Origin of the sequence: Frankia sp. AiPs1, from assembly GCF_023716945.1 — a bacterium.
In the GTDB taxonomy this organism is placed as follows: Bacteria; Actinomycetota; Actinomycetes; order Frankiales; family Frankiaceae; genus Frankia.
In genome coordinates, this window is the sequence record NZ_JAMQQF010000083.1 from 1 (window position 1) to 17652 (window position 17652).

Here is a 17652-nt window from a genome sequence, read left to right on the forward strand (position 1 = left end):
GTCGTCGTCCTGGCCGGCGCGGCGATCGCTCTCGCCCTGGGCCTGTCCGGAGGTGGCTCGCCGGACAAGCCGACCGACGTGACGGCGCCGAAGACGACCGCCCCGCGCGCCACCGTCGCGACCACCCCGCCGCCGTCGCCCATCCCGCAGTACACCTCCCCGACGGTGGTGACCCCGCCGACGCCGCGCCACAGCCGCCGCCCCCAGTCGACGACGCCCCCGGCCTCCGAGGCTCCGCCGAGCACGCAGGGAAGCACCGCGATCGAGACGCCGCCAGCGACGCAGACGCAGCCCCCCGCGACGACTCCCCCGCCGACCAAGCCGGCACCGACCACTCCCGCGCCGACCCCGACCATCCGGACACCGCCGACCACCGCGCCGGCGCCGCCACCGTCAACCGGCCCGCCGACAGCCGCGCAGTGACGGCGGCGGGCGGGCCTGCTGTGGCATAGTTCACCCGCCAGCGCCGGCACCCAGGCCCGGACCCGCCGCTGACCAGGCCCGGCACTGACCAAGCCCGGCACTGACCAGGCCGCACTGGCATCGGCCGCAGGCACTCGGTGCCGTCCCGGCGACGCATCGCCGGCCCGAGGCGCCGCGAGCGTCGCCGGGTGATCTTTTCTGGCCGAGCGGCTGGGCCGATCCGGAGGAGCTTTCATGCCGAAGGCACCAGCGGGCACGCTGTACCGCGGTCGAGAGGGCATGTGGTCCTGGGTCGCCCACCGGATCACGGGCGTCCTCGTCTTCTTCTTCCTGTTCGCGCACGTGCTCGACACGGCACTCGTCCGGGTCTCGCCCTCGTCGTACAACGAGGTGATCGAGGTCTACAAGAGCCCGATCGTGAACCTGCTCGAGGTCGGCCTGGTCGCCGCCGTGCTGTTCCACGCGCTCAACGGCATCCGGATCATCCTGATCGACTTCTGGGAGTCCGGGCCGAAGTACCAGAAGCAGATGCTGTACATCGAACTCGTGCTTTTCGTGGTGCTGCTCGTCCCCGCGGCCTACCGGATGCTGCAGCACACCGCCGAGACGCTGTTCGGGAACGCGACCTGATGGCGACGACGGCAGCGCCGGCGGATCGGGGGGCGCCGGAGCTGGCCGCCCCGCGCTCGCCGCGGCGGCGGACGAAGCCGGGCACCGCGAAGGCACGCAGCAACTTCGAGCTCCACGCCTGGGTGTTCATGCGGATCAGCGGCCTGCTGCTGTTCTTCCTGGTACTCGGCCACCTGGTCATCATGAACGTTCTCGACGGCGGCGTGCAGCGGGTGAACTTCGGTTTCGTCGCGGGTCGCTGGGCATCGCCGTTCTGGCGCACATGGGACCTGGTGATGCTGCTGCTCGCGGAACTGCACGGCACCAACGGCCTGCGGACCGTGATCAACGACTACGCCGAACGGGCTCAGACCCGGTTCTGGCTGAAGATGCTGCTCTACACCTCGGCGTTCCTGGTCGTCACCCTCGGCACGCTGGTCATCTTCACCTTCGATCCAGATCTGTGACCCTGAGCCCGTGTGGAGGTAGGCGTGCAGCTCCACCGGTACGACGTGGTCATCGTCGGCGCGGGCGGGGCCGGCATGCGCGCCGCCCTCGAGGCGGGGCAGCGCAGCCGGACCGCCGTGCTCACCAAGCTGTACCCCACCCGGTCGCACACCGGCGCGGCCCAGGGCGGCATGTGCGCCGCGCTGGCCAACGTCGAAGAGGACAACTGGGAGTGGCACACCTTCGACACGATCAAGGGCGGTGACTACCTGGTCGACCAGGACACCGCCGAGATCATGGCGAAGGAGGCCATCGACGCGGTCCTCGACCTGGAGAAGATGGGGCTGCCGTTCAACCGCACCCCGGAGGGTCGCATCGACCAGCGCCGCTTCGGCGGCCACACCCGCGACCACGGCAAGGCGCCGGTCCGCCGGTCCTGCTATGCGGCCGACCGCACCGGCCACATGATCCTCCAGACGCTCTACCAGCAGTGCGTCCGGCACGACATCGAGTTCTACAACGAGTTCTACGTCCTCGACCTGCTGCTGCAGGACGGCGCAGCGGCCGGCGTGGTCGCCTACGAGCTGAAGACCGGCGAGATCCACGTCTTCCAGGCCAAGTCCGTGGTCTTCGCCACCGGCGGGTTCGGCAAGGTGTTCAAGGTCACGTCGAATGCGCACACGCTGACCGGCGACGGCATGGGTCTGGCGTTTCGCCGCGGCATTCCGCTGGAGGACATGGAGTTCTTCCAGTTCCACCCGACGGGCATCTGGAAGATGGGCATCCTGCTCACCGAGGGCGCTCGCGGCGAGGGCGGCATCCTGCGCAACCGTGACGGCGAGCGGTTCATGGAACGCTACGCGCCGACCATCAAGGACCTCGCCCCTCGCGACATGGTGGCCCGGGCCATCTACACCGAGATTCGCGCCGGCCGGGGTTGCGGCCCCGACGCCGACCACGTGTACCTCGATCTCACCCACCTGCCCCCGGAGCAGCTCGACGCGAAGCTGCCGGACATCACCGAGTTCGCCCGCACCTACCTCGGCATCGAGCCGTACGACGACCCGATCCCGATCCAGCCGACGGCGCACTACGCGATGGGTGGCATCCCGACGACCATCGACGCGCAGGTCCTCGCGGACAACGACACCGTCGTCCCCGGCCTGTACGCCGCCGGCGAGGTGGCGTGCGTGTCCGTGCACGGCGCGAACCGGCTGGGGACGAACTCACTGCTCGACATCAACGTGTTCGGCCGGCGGGCGGGCATCGCCGCCGCCGAGTACGCGGCCGCCACCCCGCACCACGTCGACCTGCCGGCGAACCCAGCGTCGTTCGTGGCCGACATGCTGGGTCGGCTGCGCGCGGGGGCCGGCACGGAGAACGCGGCCGCGATCCGCGCCGCGCTGCAGGGGTCGATGGACGTCAACGCGTCGGTCTACCGCACCGAGGCGACGCTGAAGCAGGCACTCAGCGACATCGCCGCGCTGAAGGTCCGCTACCAACAGGTGGGGGTGTCCGACCGGGGGCGCCGTTACAACACCGAACTGCTGGAGGCGGTCGAGCTCGGCTTCCTGCTCGACCTCGCCGAGGTTCTGGTGGTGGGGGCGCTGGCGCGCAACGAGTCCCGCGGCGGCCACTCGCGGGAGGACTACCCGAACCGAGACGACGTCAACTTCATGCGTCACACGATGGCCTACCGGTCGGGACCGCCGGGCGCCGCCTCGCCGGCGGCGAACATCCGGCTCGACTACAAAGCGGTTGTCGTCACCCGATACGAGCCGATGGAGCGCAAGTACTGATGACCGTCGTCGACTCCCGGCCCGCCGCGGCCTCGGGTCCGGCCGCGACCGGACCGGCGCCCGCGACCGTCACGCTCAAGATCCGCCGCTTCGATCCGGAGTTCGCCGCGCAGGCACGCTGGGAGAGCTACCAGGTGCCGTTCGATCCCAGCGACCGCCTGCTGGACGCGATCATGTGGGTGAAGTGGAACGTCGACGGCTCGCTGGCGTTGCGCCGATCCTGCGCCCACGGCGTGTGCGGGTCGGACGCGATGCGGGTGAACGGCGCCAACCGGCTCGCCTGCAGGGTACTCGTGAAGGACCTTGGGCCCGAGATCACCATCGAACCGATCAAGGGCCTGCCGGTCGAGAAGGACCTGATCGTCGACATGGAGCCGTTCTTCGACGCGTTCCGCGCGGTGCAGCCCTACCTCATCACGGACGACCACGAGCCGACCCGGGAACGCCTACAGTCCGCCGAGGATCGGGCCCGCTTCGACGACACCACCAAGTGCATCATGTGCGCGGCCTGCACGACGTCGTGCCCGGTGTTCTGGAACGACGGGGACTACTTCGGACCGCAGGCGATCGTCGCCGCGCACCGTTTCATCTTCGACAGCCGCGACGCCGGCGCCGACGAACGGCTGGAGATCCTCAACGAGCGGGAGGGCGTCTGGCGCTGCCGGACCACCTTCAACTGCACAAATGCCTGCCCTCGGGGTATCCAGGTCACCAAGGCGATCCAGGAGGTCAAGCGGGCCCTGCTGTTCCGCCGCTTCTGATCGATCGAGACCGGCGCGCGCGGGAAATCCGCAATCCGCCCTCGTCCTCATTCCCGAGATCCGTCGCTTTTCGCCGTCTTCTACCGGAGCTGGCAGGCGCGGGTCAGACGGCGCGGCGCGGCATCAGGTCCTGGGCGCGTAGCACCCGGAGCAGATCGTCGGCATCGACCAGGAGTCGCCCCGTCGGCGGGCGGGTCGGCGAGGAATCGGCGTATTCCAGCCGGACAGGCAGGCTGTAGAAGTCGTCGAGGTGGCGGGCAAGCTCATTCAGCCGCCGCTCGTTCTCCCTGTCCCGCAGCCAGTTCCGCTCACCGACGTCGGTGTCCTGCGCACCCTCCCGTTCCAGGCGATGGGTCCGGCACAGCCCGTCCGGATCCTTCCCGACCGCCCGCTTGCCACACCGGTGGGCGACGTATCCCCGCCCGCCCCCCATCACCGTCGCGGTGCAACGGTCGCCTTCCCACATTTTGATCAGTGCCCGCTCTCCGTCTCGTCCGCCCATCGATCGGCCGGCCCCGAAACCCCCGCGAGCCAAGGCTAGGACGAATACGGGGGATGTCCATGGTCAGCCGGCTGATTTCACCTCAGTGTCACACCATTTGTCGGCGTGATGTTCCGTGTGCGCACAGCGTGCCAAGTCGGCTGCCGAAACGTGCTTGGGTGAACATTCCTTTGCGCCGATCCAGGGCTGACGGCCGCCCCCCGCGCGGTGCTGCCCGCCGGCGGCCCCGGACGTCGTCAGGTGGTGTCGACGGCGAGCGCGAACGGCAGCACCGCGGGCGCGCCGGCCTTGCGTAGCAGACGGGCGGCCACCGTCATCGTCCAGCCGGTGACGATCCGGTCGTCGACGAGCAGGATCGGGCCGTCGACCGTGCCGAGCGCGCTGTGCAGGCCGGGCGGGACGGCGAACGCCTCCCACAGGCCGGCGAGCCGGTGCGCGCTGTTGTGGACCTGGCCCGCGTGCGGCCCGTCAGCGACCCGGTCGAGCTGGCCCAGCAGTGGCAGGCGGCCGATGGCGGCGATGCGTTCGGCGAGGCTGGAGACCAGCCGCGGCCGGCTGCGCGAGGGGATCGCGACCACCGCGGCCGGCCTGCGGGCCCACTCCCAGTGGGCGAGCGTGCCCACGACCGCCTCCACCAGATCCGCAGGCAACGGCCCGTCGGCCCCGCCGTCGACCCCCGCTGCGCCGTCGAGCCCGGCGGCGAACATCGGCCGCAGGCGGTTGCCCCAGCCGATGTCGCCGAGCCGCGCCACCACGCGTCCGGGTTCGGCGCCGGCCGTCGGCGGGATGCGGCCAGACAGGCTGATCCCCAGCCGGTTCATGCCGGTCGGCCACATCCTGCGCGGCTCGATGACCACTCCCGGGCGCATCAGCTCCTCGCGGGCCCGGGTGCTGGCCGCCGTCGAGACCGCCGACGGCCAGGTGCGACCGGTGCACCGGTCGCACCGCCCGCAGGGGGCGGCGTGGGGATCGTCGAGCTGTCGGCGCAGGAACTCCATCCTGCAATCGGGGGTGGCGATGTAGTCGAGCATGGCCCGCTGCTCGGCGGCCCGCGCGGCGGCGACCCGCCGGTAGCGCGGCTCGTCGTACAGCCATGGCGCTCCGGTCGCCGTCCAGCCACCCTTGACCCGGCGGACTGCGCCGTCGGTGTCGAGGACCTTCAGCATCTGGTCGAGCCGGCTGGGGCCGAGGTCGACGGCGGCCAGCAGCGCCTGGGTGGACATCGGCCGGTCGGCGTCCGCGAGCACCCCGAGCACCGCACGGACCACACGCTCGGGCGGAAAGGAGGTGTCGGCGAAGTAGCGCCAGATGGCGCGGTCCTCCGCCGCCGGCAGGAGGATGACCTCGGCGGTCTCCACGGCCCGGCCGGCCCGGCCGATCTGCTGGTAGTAGGAGATCGGCGACGACGGCGCCCCGACGTGCGCGACGAAGCCCAGATCGGGCTTGTCGAAGCCCATCCCGAGCGCGCTGGTGGCGACGAGGGCCTTGACCCGGTTCGCGAGCAGGTCCTCCTCGGCGGCGATGCGTTCGGCGGCGTCGGTGCCCCCGTGGTAGCAGGCGACCGGGTAGCCCTCGCCACGCAGGAAGGCGGTCAGCTCCTCCGCCGCCGCCTTGGTCAGCGTGTAGACGATTCCCGACCCGGGCAGCTCGCCCAGTCGTTCGGCGAGCCAACCGAAACGGTCCTCGGCTCGGGGCAGGTCGACGACGGCGAGCCGCAGACTCGCTCGGTCGAGCGACCCGCGCAGAACCAGGGTGCTCGGGGCCGCCCCCGGAGCGGCCCCGGCACCGGCACCGGCGTCGAGCTGCTCGCTGACGTCCTCGACCACCCGCTGGTTGGCGGTCGCGGTGGTGGCGAGGACCGGGACCTGCGGGCGCAGCCCGGCGATCAGGGTGCGCAGCCGGCGGTAGTCCGGCCGGAAGTCGTGTCCCCAGTCGGAGATGCAGTGCGCCTCGTCGACCACGAGCAGGCCGGTGGTCGCGGCGAGCTCGGGCAGGTAGTCGTCGCGGAACGTCGGATTGTTCAGCCGTTCCGGCCCGACGAGCAGCACATCAAGGTCGCCGGCGCGCAGCGCCGCGTAGACTTCGTCCCACTCGGTGACATTGCCGGAGTGAATCTCACCCGCGCGGATCCCCAGCCGAGACGCGGCGGCCGCCTGGTTGCGGATGAGGGCGAGCAACGGCGAGACGATCACCGTCGGCCCGGTGCGCCGGCCCGGGCCTGCCGCCGCGGCGGGGCCGGCCTCGCCGCGCAGCAGGGCGGTGGCGAGGAAGTACACCGCCGACTTGCCCCAGCCGGTGCGCTGCACCAGCAGCACCCGACGCCGGTCGGTGACCAACGCGTCGATCGCCTGCCACTGGTCCTCCCGCAGCACCGCCGCCGGCCCGGCCAACGCGCGCAGCAGCTCCTCCGCCCGCGCCCGCAGTGCACCGCCGCCCGCCGCCCGGACAGACGCCTGCGCGGAGACCACCCGAGGCGCGCCGGTCACGTCGGCCGACGATGGGCCGGTTCCCGTCACGGTCCCGTCGGCCACCGGGTACGCCGCACTCGCTTCGTCTGCCGCCATGGACAGGTGTCTACCCGATGCCACCGACAGAACCGGAACGGCCCAGGTCAGGCGCTGAATCTGAGCGGCGGGCGGGCAGGGGTCGGCATGATCTCACTGAAGGTCGTCTCCGGCCGATGACGAAGACCGCCTGCCCTCAGGTTCTCAGACCCAACGGTGCCGTGCCGGACAGGCCCACACCCGACAGCGATCCGGTGACGGAACGCGATCCGGAACGACCGACTCAGGCCCGTGGTCGTCGAGTCGGTCGCGGTCGTCGACGGCGTGTTGGTCATCACCACCCGTACCCGGGGCGGTGATGCTAGAGACGTGTCGCAGTCCGGATGAGGTCGGCGACGGCTCTGGACCGGCTGTGCGGTGGCCAGGCGATCACGGTGGTGACCGTCGGCGCGTCCAGCACGGGCACGGCGGCGAGATCCCCGTGCAGTTGGGCTCGGCACGACTCCGGTGAGATCGTGCAAGCGCGGCCGAGCGCGATCAGCTGCAGCAACTGCGTGTGGTCGCGGACCTGCGGGCCGGGGCCGGGTGGGTAGGCGCCGTCGGGGTCGGGCCAGCGTGGCAGGGGCAGGTCTGGCAGCGCGGTGATGTCGGCCATGTGTACGTGGGCCCGGACGGTGAGCGGATGCCCGGCCGGCAGGACCACAACCTGGCTCTCCGTGCTGAGCTCTGCGGTGTGGAACCCGGCCGTCGAGTCGAACGGCCGGTGCAGTAGCGCCACGTCGGCCCAGCCCTCGCGCAGGAGTCGTTCCTGCTCGGCCGGGCCGCACAGGGTGACGTCGACGGGGACCGCGCCGGGTTCGGCGGCGTAGGCGTTGAGCAGTTTCGCCAGCAGTTCGCTGGACGCGCCGGCTTTCGTGGCCAGGACCAGGCCGGGACGGCCGGTCGCGGCGAGGGCGGCGCGGCGGGTCCGGCGGTCGGCGGCGTCGACCGCGTCGAGGGCCACCCGGCCCTCGGCCAGCAGCACCGAGCCGGCCTCGGTCAGCGTGACGCTGCGGCTGGTCCGGTCCAGGAGTGCTGCCCCGAGCCGGCGTTCGAGCTGCTGGATAGCCCGTGACAAAGGCGGCTGTGCGATCCCGAGCCGCTGCGCGGCGCGCCCGAAGTGCAGCTCTTCAGCGACAGCGACGAAGTACCGCAGTTCCCGGGTCTCCACGCAGCCACGCTATCCCGGGATCGATACCTGGGCGGTATCGTTGGCCACCTGATCGGTGTTGGACCCCCGCCGGGGTCCGGGCCAGCATCGACCCTATGAGTGAACCGACGATTGCGCTGGTCACCGGCGCGAACAAGGGAATCGGGTACGAGATCGCCGCGGGCCTGGGTGCCCTCGGCTGGAGCGTCGGCGTCGGCGCCCGCGACGATCAGCGCCGGGAGTCCGCGGTGGAGAAGCTGCGCGCGGCCGGTGTTGACGCGTTCGGTGTACCGCTGGACGTGACCGACGACGCGAGCGCGACCGCCGCCGCACGACTGATCGAGGAGCGGGCCGGGCGCCTCGACGTGCTCGTCAACAACGCCGGCATCACTGGCGGTATGCCGCAGGAGCCCACCCGGGTCGATCCGGCCACCATCCGGACGGTCGTGGAGACCAACGTGATCGGCGTCATCCGCGTCACCAACGCGATGATGCCGCTGCTGCGCCGCTCTGCCTCGCCGCGGATCGTGAACATGTCCAGCAGTGTCGGCTCCCTTACCCGGCAGTCAGGAACCGCTGGTGAGCAGACGACGGGTCCGGTGGCCGTGGCGTACGCGCCGTCGAAGACGTTCCTGAACGCCGTCACCCTCCAGTACGCCCGGGAGCTGAGCGGTACGAACATCCTGATCAACGCCGGCTGCCCCGGCTTCGTCGCGACCGACCTCAACGGCTTCCGCGGCGTGCGCACCCCCGAACAGGGGGCGGCGATCGCCATCAAACTCGCGACCCTGCCCGACGACGGCCCGACCGGCACGTTCTTCGAGGACGCTGGCGTAGTGCCCTGGTGATGTGCACGGCGGTCATCACCCGCCGGTCGGCGAAGTCGAAACGGGTCGTTCCGGCCCGCATCCCCGCTGTCGGCCTTGTGAACCGGCGGCATGCCCCTGAAGAGGATCAACATCATGAGCGAGTCGACTCCGAATGACGTCGTCAGCGCGCCCACCGCTGTCCTCTCGTTCGGTCCGGTGGTGCTGTCGGCTCCGAGCCGAGCCGTGGACCTGCAGGTCAAGGTTTCCGCGCCCGCGACGGGAACCGAGCTGCCGATCATCCTGCTCTCGCACGGCCATGGCAGGTCGAACCACCTCTCCTCGCTGACCGGTTACGCCCCGCTCGCCGACTTCTGGGCAGCGCACGGCTTCGTCATGATCCAGCCCACCCATCTGAGCTCGAAGACGCTGGCCCGCAGCGTGGATCCCGACGATCCCGAGGCGCCGCTGTTCTGGCGCACGCGGGCTCAGGACATGACGCGGATCCTCGACCAGCTCGACGTGATCGAAGCCACCGTCCCGCAGCTGCAGGGACGCCTGGACCGCAGCAGGGTTGCCGTAGCCGGGCACTCGTTGGGCGGGCAGACCGCGAGCATGCTGCTGGGCGCGCGGCTGACCGATCCCCAGGACGGAACGGAAGTGAACCTGGCCGATCCCCGGATCAAGGCAGGGGTGCTGCTCGCCGCGCCGGGCCGAGGCGGCGATGCCCTCAGCGAGGCCGCGGCCAAGAACTTTCCGTTCTTCTCGACCATGGACTTCTCCACGATGGCCGCACCTGCGCTCGTGGTCGCCGGCGATAAGGACGTCTCGCCGCACCTGACGGTTCAGGGCTGGGAATGGCACGCTGACCCTTATCACCTCGCTCCCGGCCCCAAGTCCCTGCTCACCCTGTTCGACGCAGGGCACATGCTCGGCGGGATCTCCGGATATGACGCCGCCGAGACCACGGACGAGAACCCCGAGCGGGTGACCGCAATCCAGCAGCTGACCTGGGCCTACCTGCGCACCGCGCTCTATCCCGCAGACTCTTCCTGGCAGGCAGCGTGTGACGCGCTGACCGCCGGAGACAACTCGCTCGGACAGGTCGAATCCAAGTAGGCCCCACGAAAACCATCCGCCCGCGGGTGTCCTGTCGGCCAGTGCGGTTCGGCATCGCATTGATACATCTATCGCTCATGCTATTTGGGCCCAAACCGTAGGGACAGTTGTGCGCATCGCGATCATCGGCAAGGGGAAAGTGGGCTCTGCGCTGGGAGCACGGCTCGCGTCCGCCGGCCACGAGGTGGCCTACGGCTCACGTACCCCCGAGGACCACACCGGGTCGGTCAGTCAGACGGATGCCGTCCAGGGCGCCGAGCTGGTCATCATCGCCATCCCTGGCACTGCTGTCCTTTCTACGTTGGAGGGGATCGGGGAGGATGTTCTCGCCGATCGGATCGTGCTGGACGTGTCGGCCGCCTTCACGCCGGACATGGCGCTGGCCTACCCCAACGACAGCGTCGCCCGGCGGGTGCAGACGCGCTTCCCCCGGGCCCGGGTCGTCAAGTCTCTGAACACCATGAATGTCTCGATCATGGTGGACCCGCTGGCCTCGCTCTCGCAGGCAACGGTGTTCGTCAGCGGTGAGGACCAGGACGCCAAGGCGGCCGTCAGGGCATTGCTGGCCGACCTGGGCTGGACCACGGAGAGCATCCTCGACCTCGGGGGCGTGGCCAGTGCGACAGCCACCGAGCATGCCGCGCCGTTGTTCTTCGCGACCTACCTGGCCTTGCAGACGATGCGGTTCAACATCGCCATCACGCGCTGACAGCAAGCGATTATCCCGCAGCGCCGAGTCGCTCGTCAGGAAAGCGTCACTCGGTGCGGCCCGCCGTCGGGACGCACGCGCACGGCTCTGACGCCGGGACGAAGGTCAAAGACCGAAACGAAAGGACTGATGCTGCATGTCGCACACACCCCGTCCCAGCTTCGGGATCATGACCGCCCCCATGCAGATCGGCTACCACGACATCCTGCGGGTTTGGCGCGAGGCGGACGAGATCGCCGAGATCGAGCACGCGTGGCTGTTCGACCACCTCATGCCGATCGGCGGCGACCCGGACGGGTCGTCCTACGAAGGCTGGACCCTGCTCTCGGCCCTCGCCGCCCAGACCCGGCGACTGCGCCTCGGCCTGCTCGTTACCAGCAACCGCATCCGCCCACCCGCGATGCTGGCCAAAATCGCCACGACTGTCGACACCGTCTCCGGTGGACGTCTCGACTTCGGCATCGGCGTCGGCTCACGACCGGACCAGCCCTTGGCTCGGCGGGAGTACGAGGCGCACGGCCTGCCCTTTCATGACGCCGCTCACGCCGTGGGCAGCCTCGCCGAGGCGTGCACGGTTATCCGGCGGTTGTGGACCGAGCCCGAACCCTTCGACTTCCACGGCACCTACCACCGTCTCACCGATGCGTTCGGCAATCCGAAGCCTGTCCAGCGTCCCCACCCGCCGATCCTCATCGGCGGCCGTTCGGCCGCCGTGCTGCGCATCGCTGCCGAGCACGCTGACCTGTGGAACATCCCGGGCGGCGACATCGACGACGTCGTCAGCCGCAGCGCGCTGCTGGACCGCTACTGCGCCGAGAACGGGCGCGACCCTGCCGCCATCACCCGCTCGATCCACCTGCCGGTCTCCTACGACCAGCCCGGCACGACCCGGGACGCAGTCGGCAAGGCGATCGACGCCGGCTTCCGGCACATCGTTCTCGGCCTGCCGGCGCCCTACCCCGCCGGTGCCGCCCAGTGGGTCGCCGACGAACTCATCACCACGCGGATCTAAGGACACCAGGCGAAGCACAAAACTGACCGGGTGGGCCTTGATGCCGGTGACCGTACCGCCGTGATCGTCGGTGTCGGGGTGGCGGTGCCGTTCATGGCCCGCCGGGTCCGCCTGCCGCTCCTGCCGCCGCGATATTTCAGCTCACGACCTTCGTGGCTGCGTAGCCAAGTCGCGGTCCCGAACCGATTGCACACCGCGGATGCCCAGCCAGCCGACGACGGAGCCGACAGCGAGCGAGACGACGGTCAGGACCAAGTGGACAGTGAAAAAGCCGGTCGGGCCGTTGTCCCAGGAACGATCATCCTTCCACACGTTCCGAAGGAAATTCGGCCAGATAGCCCACGTCCAGACACCAACCATGATCAAGAACCAGGATGCACGCTTCGACAGGGTCACCCACCCAGCTTGCACCCGGGATCGACCCACGCTCAGGTGAGCAACGTCCTAAGGTCCTCCGCCTCGTTGCCGGCCGGACAGAGAACCGTGGAGGTCAGCCCAGGCAGACCAGCCGCACGGCCCGTGGACGGGCCCCCGGCCGGGGGCGTCGTTCGGCGGCTCAGGTGCGTAGCTGCTGGCGGGGGCCGGCGAAGGTGCGGATGACCTCACCCAGCGTGGTGTCGGGCGGGTAGGCCGAGGGCTGGACCGCAGCGGCGGAACCGTCGCCGACCGGACCGAACCGGATGGCCCACAGCATCGTCTCCGCTACCGGCAGGAGGGCGACGACGGCGTCGTTGTCGTCCTCCATCTGGGCGGTCAGCCAGCTGATCCGGTCGGACTGCAGGGCGCAGACGAAGGTGACCTCGCCCGCGCCGCTGACGGGACCGGAGCGCAACTGCGCCCGCTGGCTCGCGACGCCGAGGGCGGCCCCGAGCCGCTCGGCGACCCGCTCGCGTTCGTAGAGCTGGGCGTCCTGCGCCAGCCGGACGATGACGCCGTGCAACTGACGCTCGCAGTGAACCTGGGGCTCGATCGCGGCGTCTTCGCCGAAGTACCAGGCGAGGACCTCCGGCAGCACAGCCCGCAGGTCCGCCGCGGCCGGCTGCACCATGGCGAGCCCCGGGTACTGCGGAGACCAGGCCGACCACGAGAAGCCGTCCTGGCGCACGATGAGTGTGACGGGCCTACCCACGATGGATCATCTCCAGCGAACTCCTCCGCCGTCCCGCCGCTTTGATCAGTATCCGCGCTCGCGGGGGCGCCTGGGAGCCGTTTGAGCTAAAGGTCCTGCCGATTACGCCCAACACGGCTCTTTCCCCGCGCAACAATCACGCCGGCGGACGCGCCGATCGCGGGATGTCGGGACGGTCCGGGCGACGCCGGTCGGGCGCGACACACCGCCGCGGCACCAGCCATCGCACGGCAGACACGGCAGACACGGCAGAGGAGTCGACCTCCGTGACGGAAGGCAGCCATGGCCGTCATATCCGACCGGACGAGGGGCCGCTGCTGCGCCGGCTGCGGCTGGCCGCGCTCGCCGACTCGCCCGCCGCCTTCTGGCAGACCCTCGAGGCGGCGCGGGCGCAGCCGGCGGGCGAATGGGCACGGCAGGCCGGCGCCGGGGCGGACTCCCCGACGGAGCTGGCGGCGATCGTGGAGCGGGCCGGTGCGGCGGTCGGCATGGTGCAGGGATACACCCCGACCGACCGGCCCTGGTTACGCGAGCTGGGTGCCATGTGGGTCGCGCCCGCGGCCCGGGGCACCGGCGCCGCGGACGTTCTGCTGGCGACCGCGGTGACCTGGGCCATCCGATCCGGCGCCGAGGCGGTGAAGCTGTGGGTGGCGCCCCGGAACCTGCCGGCGCGACGGCTGTATGTCCGCAACGGCTTCGTCGTCCTCGGCGGTCCGCGGCCGGTCACGGACGACCCGGCGGTCAAGACGTTCGTCCCGATGCTGCGGCCGCTGCACCCGGCTCGGGCCGGGCGGCGGCGATGACGTCGTGGACGAAGGAAAGCTTTGCCTGGACCGCGGGCGTCAGGACGAACGGGTAGAGGTCGTCCCGCCCCATGCTGCGATTGATCGCGTTGAGGGCGTAGGTCAGCGGCAGCCACTGAGCGATGATCTCGGCGGGTTCCGGCGACCCCCGGTCGAGCCCGTCCGCCCTCGGCGGCGACAGGTCGGCGGGTACGGCCGCGAGACTGCGCGGCGCGACCCCGAACGAGTCGAGGTCCGGGCCCGCCACCTGCAGTCCGAACTCGGCGGCGGTTCGCAACGTGTCGCGGATGTGCAGGTAGTGGGCGAAGGTCTCGGCCCAGTCCTCCCACGGGTGCATCGTGGCGTAGGCACTGACGTGACTCTCGCGCCAGTTCGGCGGGGGACCGTCGGCGTAGTGCCGGTCGAGGGCGGCGGAGTAGTCGAGGTCCGCGTCGCCGAAGAGGTCTCGGAACCGCGCGGCGCGCCCGGAATCGGCGTCGACCAGCGAGGACCAGTAGTAGTGACCGGTCTCGTGCCGGAAGTGCCCGAGCAGCGTGCGGTAGGGCTCCCCGAGCTGGGTGCGGACCGTCTCGCGATGGGCGTCGTCGGATTCGGCCAGGTCCAGGGTGATGACGCCGTCGCTGTGCCCGGTCATCACCTTCTGTTTGGTGCTGCTCAGCAGGTCGAACGCGAGCCCGGTCGCCGGGTCGTCAGCATGGGAGACGACGGGCAGGCCGAGTTCGAGGAGCTGGGCGACGAGCCGGCGCTTGGCCGCCTCCGCCCGTTCGAACTGCTCCTTGCCCACCGAATCCGTGTCCGCCGGCCGTGTCCGCGTCAGCCGGCAGCAGACGCACAGCTCCCCGGACGGGGCAGGGTGCGCCGCACGCGCCGGCACGGGGATGAGCCAGTTGCAGCCGGCCAGCCGGGCGTTGGCGCAACGTCGGTAGCGGCGCCGACGCGACACCGGAACGGCCTCGAGAACATCCCGGGCGATCGGATCCGTGCCGGCACCGGCGCGCGGCGCTGCGAGGGGCTGCGGGCCCGCCGGGCCACCCGTCGCCGGCCCGTCGCCGAGCCCGGCCGCCACCTCCGCGACCGGTGGCAGCTCGAAGAACTCCGTCGCGGGTCGGTGGGCGTCATCGTGGTCCACGCCGCCGACCGTCGGCGAGGAGTCCGGCACCAGCGTGAGGACCCGGCCACGGTCCGGCTCGAAGCCGAGCGGCGCCCCACACCGCAGACAGGCCGTGTTCTCGAAGAAGACGAGCTGCCCGCACCGAGCGCATCCGTTGACCTTCACCGGGTCCCCTTCATCTCACGGCGCCTGGCCCGCGGCAACAACGGGACGAAAAGCCCTGATCCACGGCGCACCGGCGCCAATCGGCCACTGCATACCCCGCTGCACCCGCCACACGCACCACATTTCCCGCCGCTTGCCCAGCCCGTACGGACTCGGGGCACGCCACCGAAATCGCAAGGTCCGGAGCGGGCAACGCCACCGCCTCACCCCGAATGACCCCACCACCGGTGACTGCCCGGCAACCCGATGGGGATTTGACCCCCCGGATCAGGCCGACCGGACGCCACAGGTGACTCCTTCGCGACGGACGTCACGGATACCCCGGTAGGTCCGGTCACGGATCGGCCAGTTATCCTTGACAAGCCCCCGAAAAATCCTCCACGGAGGACCAACGCGAGGAGGTGGCCGCTGTGAGTCCTGGCGGGTGCTCCAGTAACGGCCGCTTCCTGCTAGTGGACGCCAGCCGGCGTTGAGCTCCGGCCGGAGCGCCACGCGCGCCCGGCCCGCGTCCACGAACCCGGGGTAGACGACTCCCGGGGCACTGCTCGGAAGTCGAGGTTCGGCCTCGGCCCCCACTCGGGGTGCCCCATGGTCGGCCGCCGCTTCTTCGGTCCGGGGTGACGTTCACCTGTCCCACCGCGGCCTGGCCGGCGCCTCTGCGCGCCGGCGCCGACTTCCGGATCCGCGTGGCCGTCGGCCACCGGATCTGATCGGGCAGTGCACGAGCAGGTGCGGTCGATTGATGTCGTGTCGACCTGAGGCCGCCGTGGCGACGGCACGTGCGGCCTGCTCGAGAGCGCGCAAACCGGCAGTAGCCGCCTGCGCGCGGGTGGGGAGCTTCCATGACCATCTCAGCAACGCGAACGACGGACCGTCGAGGTCTGGGCACCGATCGTCTCGATCTTCCGGTCTCCGGCCGGGTCGCACTACTGCCCCGGGTGGACCGGGAAACGGTCAGCCGCGTCGCGGAGACCATCGCCCGTTTCCTGGGCACCGGGCGCTATCTCGCGATCCAGACAGGCATTGTCATTGTCTGGATCGCCCTGAACATCGCATTGCCGCTGATGCGCTGGGATCCTTACCCGTTCATCCTGCTGAACCTGGCCTTCTCGACCCAGGCCGCCTATGCGGCGCCGCTCATCCTGCTCGCCCAGAACCGTCAGGACGACCGTGATCGAGCTTCACTCACCGAGGACCGGGCCGTCGCCGGCCGCATGCGTGAGGACACGGAGTTCCTGACCCGTGAGGTTGCGGCCCTGCGCCTCGCGCAGAGCGAGGCGGCGACGCGCCAGTACGTCCGGGGGGAGCTGGCCGGCCAGCTCGAAGCACTGCGCGGAGATCTCGAAAGCCTGCTCCGGGAGGCCGTCGAACTCCCCCGTCAGCCCCAGGCCGCCCGGCGATCCGGCGTGACCGCCCAGCCCGGCGCGTTCGCCCGGCCTGGATCTTCAACCCGGCCTGGGACCTCGGTCCAGACCGGAACCTCGGCCCAGTCCGGCCCGGACGGCCGGCAGACGACCGGTTCGGCAGCCGCACCGCCCGCGGCCCGCGACGGCGGCGCAGATTGCGCCGAGGACGCCGATGGTCCCGTCCCTGCCCGTACCAGGGCGCCGAAGCCTCCCAAGGGCTCCAAGCGCACCCGAGCCGCAAAGATCGCGTCAGCGAACACTCCCGTCGAGGTCCCGACCGGCAGCGGCTCCCGGACAGCAGGCTCCTCGGCAGAACGCTCTCCGGCCGAACGATCCCCGGCCGAACGATCCCCGGCCGAAGGACCCCTGGTCGAAGGACCCCTGGTCGAAGGATCCCCGGCGGTCACGGCGAGCCGCGGCGGCGCGAGCAGGATCTCCCCGTCACTCGTCGGAGTCGGCGAGGCCAGGCACGCCGGTGGTATCACCCAGACCGATGAGACCGAGCCGACCGAGCCCACCGAGCCGGTCGAGCCGATCGACGCCGGCCCCGGGTCGGCACCGACCCACCTCGACGCGAACGCGGTCGACGGCTGCCGTCCCGCCGCCGCGGGAGGCGAGGGCGCACCGGTGGCGGCCGATTCGGTTGCGGCCGAACCGATGGCGACCGATGCGGCCAGGGCGGACACGGGCGCCGGCGGCTCCGCCGCCCACCGGGCGGGCCGGACGGCGCCGAGTCGCGGACATCATCGTTCCCCCCTGCACGTCGGATCGGCCCGCCGATCGGCGGAACGTACCAAATCTGGCGAATCACCCACGGTGGACGCCGCTTCGCGACACGTCTCGTGACCGCCCGCGCGGGAACGGCCCGAGCCAGTAGCGTTCTGTAGGTGCGTGCCGGCCGGTCGTCTCGCTCCCGTCCAACCCTGCCAGCCCGTCGCCTGCCGGCAGCCCGGCGGAGGCTGATCCTCGCCGTCACGACCATGAGCCTGCTGTTCGCTCCTGTGGCCTGGCTCGCCCCTACCCTGGCCGCCGCGGCGGCCGCGACGCCGGCGGCTCCCGGTTCGGGGGGTCAGGCCATCGGAGCTGCGCAGGCCGGTACCGCAGCCAGCACGGAGGCGGGCGTCGGCGCCCCGGCGCAGCCGGCGGTCGTCCCCCCAC

Annotated in this window: 16 protein-coding genes and 1 pseudogene; 11 read left to right on the forward strand and 6 right to left on the reverse strand. The window is 70.9% G+C overall.

The window, feature by feature from the left end; translation table 11 throughout:
- From ND748_RS10965 to ND748_RS10985, 5 genes and pseudogenes are all read left to right on the forward strand, one after another.
- Positions 1 to 423: pseudogene (locus ND748_RS10965) on the forward strand (serine/threonine protein kinase); the annotation flags it as partial.
- Between the two features lie 234 nt (positions 424 to 657).
- Positions 658 to 1053, forward strand: a complete 396-nt coding sequence (gene sdhC, locus ND748_RS10970) for a succinate dehydrogenase, cytochrome b556 subunit (protein WP_251745566.1) — start codon at positions 658 to 660, stop codon at positions 1051 to 1053.
- Positions 1053 to 1499: a succinate dehydrogenase hydrophobic membrane anchor subunit gene (locus ND748_RS10975; RefSeq protein ID WP_251745567.1), complete on the forward strand. Its 447-nt coding sequence runs from the start codon at positions 1053 to 1055 to the stop codon at positions 1497 to 1499. The genes sdhC and ND748_RS10975 overlap by 1 nt, the downstream gene beginning before the upstream one ends.
- 24 nt (positions 1500 to 1523) lie before the next feature.
- Positions 1524 to 3278, forward strand: coding sequence for a succinate dehydrogenase flavoprotein subunit (gene sdhA, locus ND748_RS10980; RefSeq protein WP_251745568.1), 1755 nt, complete (start codon positions 1524 to 1526; stop codon positions 3276 to 3278).
- A complete protein-coding gene (locus tag ND748_RS10985; protein ID WP_251745569.1) occupies positions 3278 to 4039 on the forward strand; it encodes a succinate dehydrogenase iron-sulfur subunit in 762 nt (253 codons plus the stop codon). The genes sdhA and ND748_RS10985 overlap by 1 nt, the downstream gene beginning before the upstream one ends.
- 103 nt (positions 4040 to 4142) lie before the next feature.
- On the opposite strand, the gene ND748_RS10990 is transcribed toward ND748_RS10985, so the two are convergent.
- The 3 genes from ND748_RS10990 to ND748_RS11000 all read right to left on the reverse strand — a co-directional run bounded on the left by ND748_RS10990 (position 4143) and on the right by ND748_RS11000 (position 8255).
- Positions 4143 to 4505: a hypothetical protein gene (locus ND748_RS10990; RefSeq protein WP_251745570.1), complete on the reverse strand. Its 363-nt coding sequence runs from the start codon at positions 4503 to 4505 to the stop codon at positions 4143 to 4145.
- 272 nt (positions 4506 to 4777) lie between these two features.
- Positions 4778 to 7105 carry a RecQ family ATP-dependent DNA helicase gene (locus tag ND748_RS10995; RefSeq protein ID WP_251745571.1) on the reverse strand — a complete coding sequence of 776 codons (2328 nt, stop codon included), beginning with the start codon at positions 7103 to 7105 and terminating at the stop codon, positions 4778 to 4780.
- Between the two features lie 301 nt (positions 7106 to 7406).
- Entirely contained in the window at positions 7407 to 8255 is an 849-nt protein-coding gene (locus ND748_RS11000; protein WP_251745572.1) for a LysR family transcriptional regulator, read from the reverse strand.
- Positions 8256 to 8350: 95 nt separating this feature from the next.
- Between ND748_RS11000 and ND748_RS11005 the strand changes: the two genes are divergently transcribed.
- From ND748_RS11005 to ND748_RS11020, 4 genes are all read left to right on the forward strand, one after another.
- Positions 8351 to 9082: an SDR family NAD(P)-dependent oxidoreductase gene (locus ND748_RS11005; RefSeq protein WP_251745573.1), complete on the forward strand. Its 732-nt coding sequence runs from the start codon at positions 8351 to 8353 to the stop codon at positions 9080 to 9082.
- A gap of 114 nt (positions 9083 to 9196) precedes the next feature.
- Positions 9197 to 10159 (forward strand): chlorophyllase, encoded by a 963-nt coding sequence (locus ND748_RS11010; protein WP_251745574.1) that lies wholly within the window; start codon positions 9197 to 9199, stop codon positions 10157 to 10159.
- Between the two features lie 109 nt (positions 10160 to 10268).
- Entirely contained in the window at positions 10269 to 10868 is a 600-nt protein-coding gene (locus tag ND748_RS11015) for an NAD(P)-binding domain-containing protein (RefSeq protein WP_251745575.1), read from the forward strand.
- Between the two features lie 136 nt (positions 10869 to 11004).
- Positions 11005 to 11880, forward strand: coding sequence for an LLM class flavin-dependent oxidoreductase (locus ND748_RS11020; protein WP_251745576.1), 876 nt, complete (start codon positions 11005 to 11007; stop codon positions 11878 to 11880).
- Between the two features lie 141 nt (positions 11881 to 12021).
- On the opposite strand, the gene ND748_RS11025 is transcribed toward ND748_RS11020, so the two are convergent.
- Together ND748_RS11025 and ND748_RS11030 are read right to left on the reverse strand one after the other, a co-directional pair.
- A complete protein-coding gene (locus ND748_RS11025; protein WP_374215893.1) occupies positions 12022 to 12306 on the reverse strand; it encodes an SCO4848 family membrane protein in 285 nt (94 codons plus the stop codon).
- Positions 12307 to 12436: 130 nt separating this feature from the next.
- On the reverse strand, positions 12437 to 13009 hold the full coding sequence (locus ND748_RS11030) for a hypothetical protein (RefSeq protein ID WP_251745578.1): 573 nt from the start codon (positions 13007 to 13009) through the stop codon (positions 12437 to 12439).
- A gap of 266 nt (positions 13010 to 13275) precedes the next feature.
- Between ND748_RS11030 and ND748_RS11035 the strand changes: the two genes are divergently transcribed.
- The gene (locus ND748_RS11035; protein WP_251745579.1) at positions 13276 to 13812 is read left to right on the forward strand and encodes a GNAT family N-acetyltransferase; all 537 of its coding nucleotides are present in this window, start codon (positions 13276 to 13278) and stop codon (positions 13810 to 13812) included.
- Here the strand turns inward: ND748_RS11035 and ND748_RS11040 are convergent.
- Positions 13751 to 15088 (reverse strand): putative zinc-binding metallopeptidase, encoded by a 1338-nt coding sequence (locus tag ND748_RS11040; protein ID WP_251745580.1) that lies wholly within the window; start codon positions 15086 to 15088, stop codon positions 13751 to 13753. The two genes, ND748_RS11035 and ND748_RS11040, sit on opposite strands and share 62 nt — an antisense overlap.
- Before the next feature lie 842 nt (positions 15089 to 15930).
- Between ND748_RS11040 and ND748_RS11045 the strand changes: the two genes are divergently transcribed.
- Positions 15931 to 17340, forward strand: a complete 1410-nt coding sequence (locus ND748_RS11045; RefSeq protein ID WP_251745581.1) for a DUF1003 domain-containing protein — start codon at positions 15931 to 15933, stop codon at positions 17338 to 17340.
- The last annotated feature ends 312 nt before the right edge of the window (positions 17341 to 17652 follow it).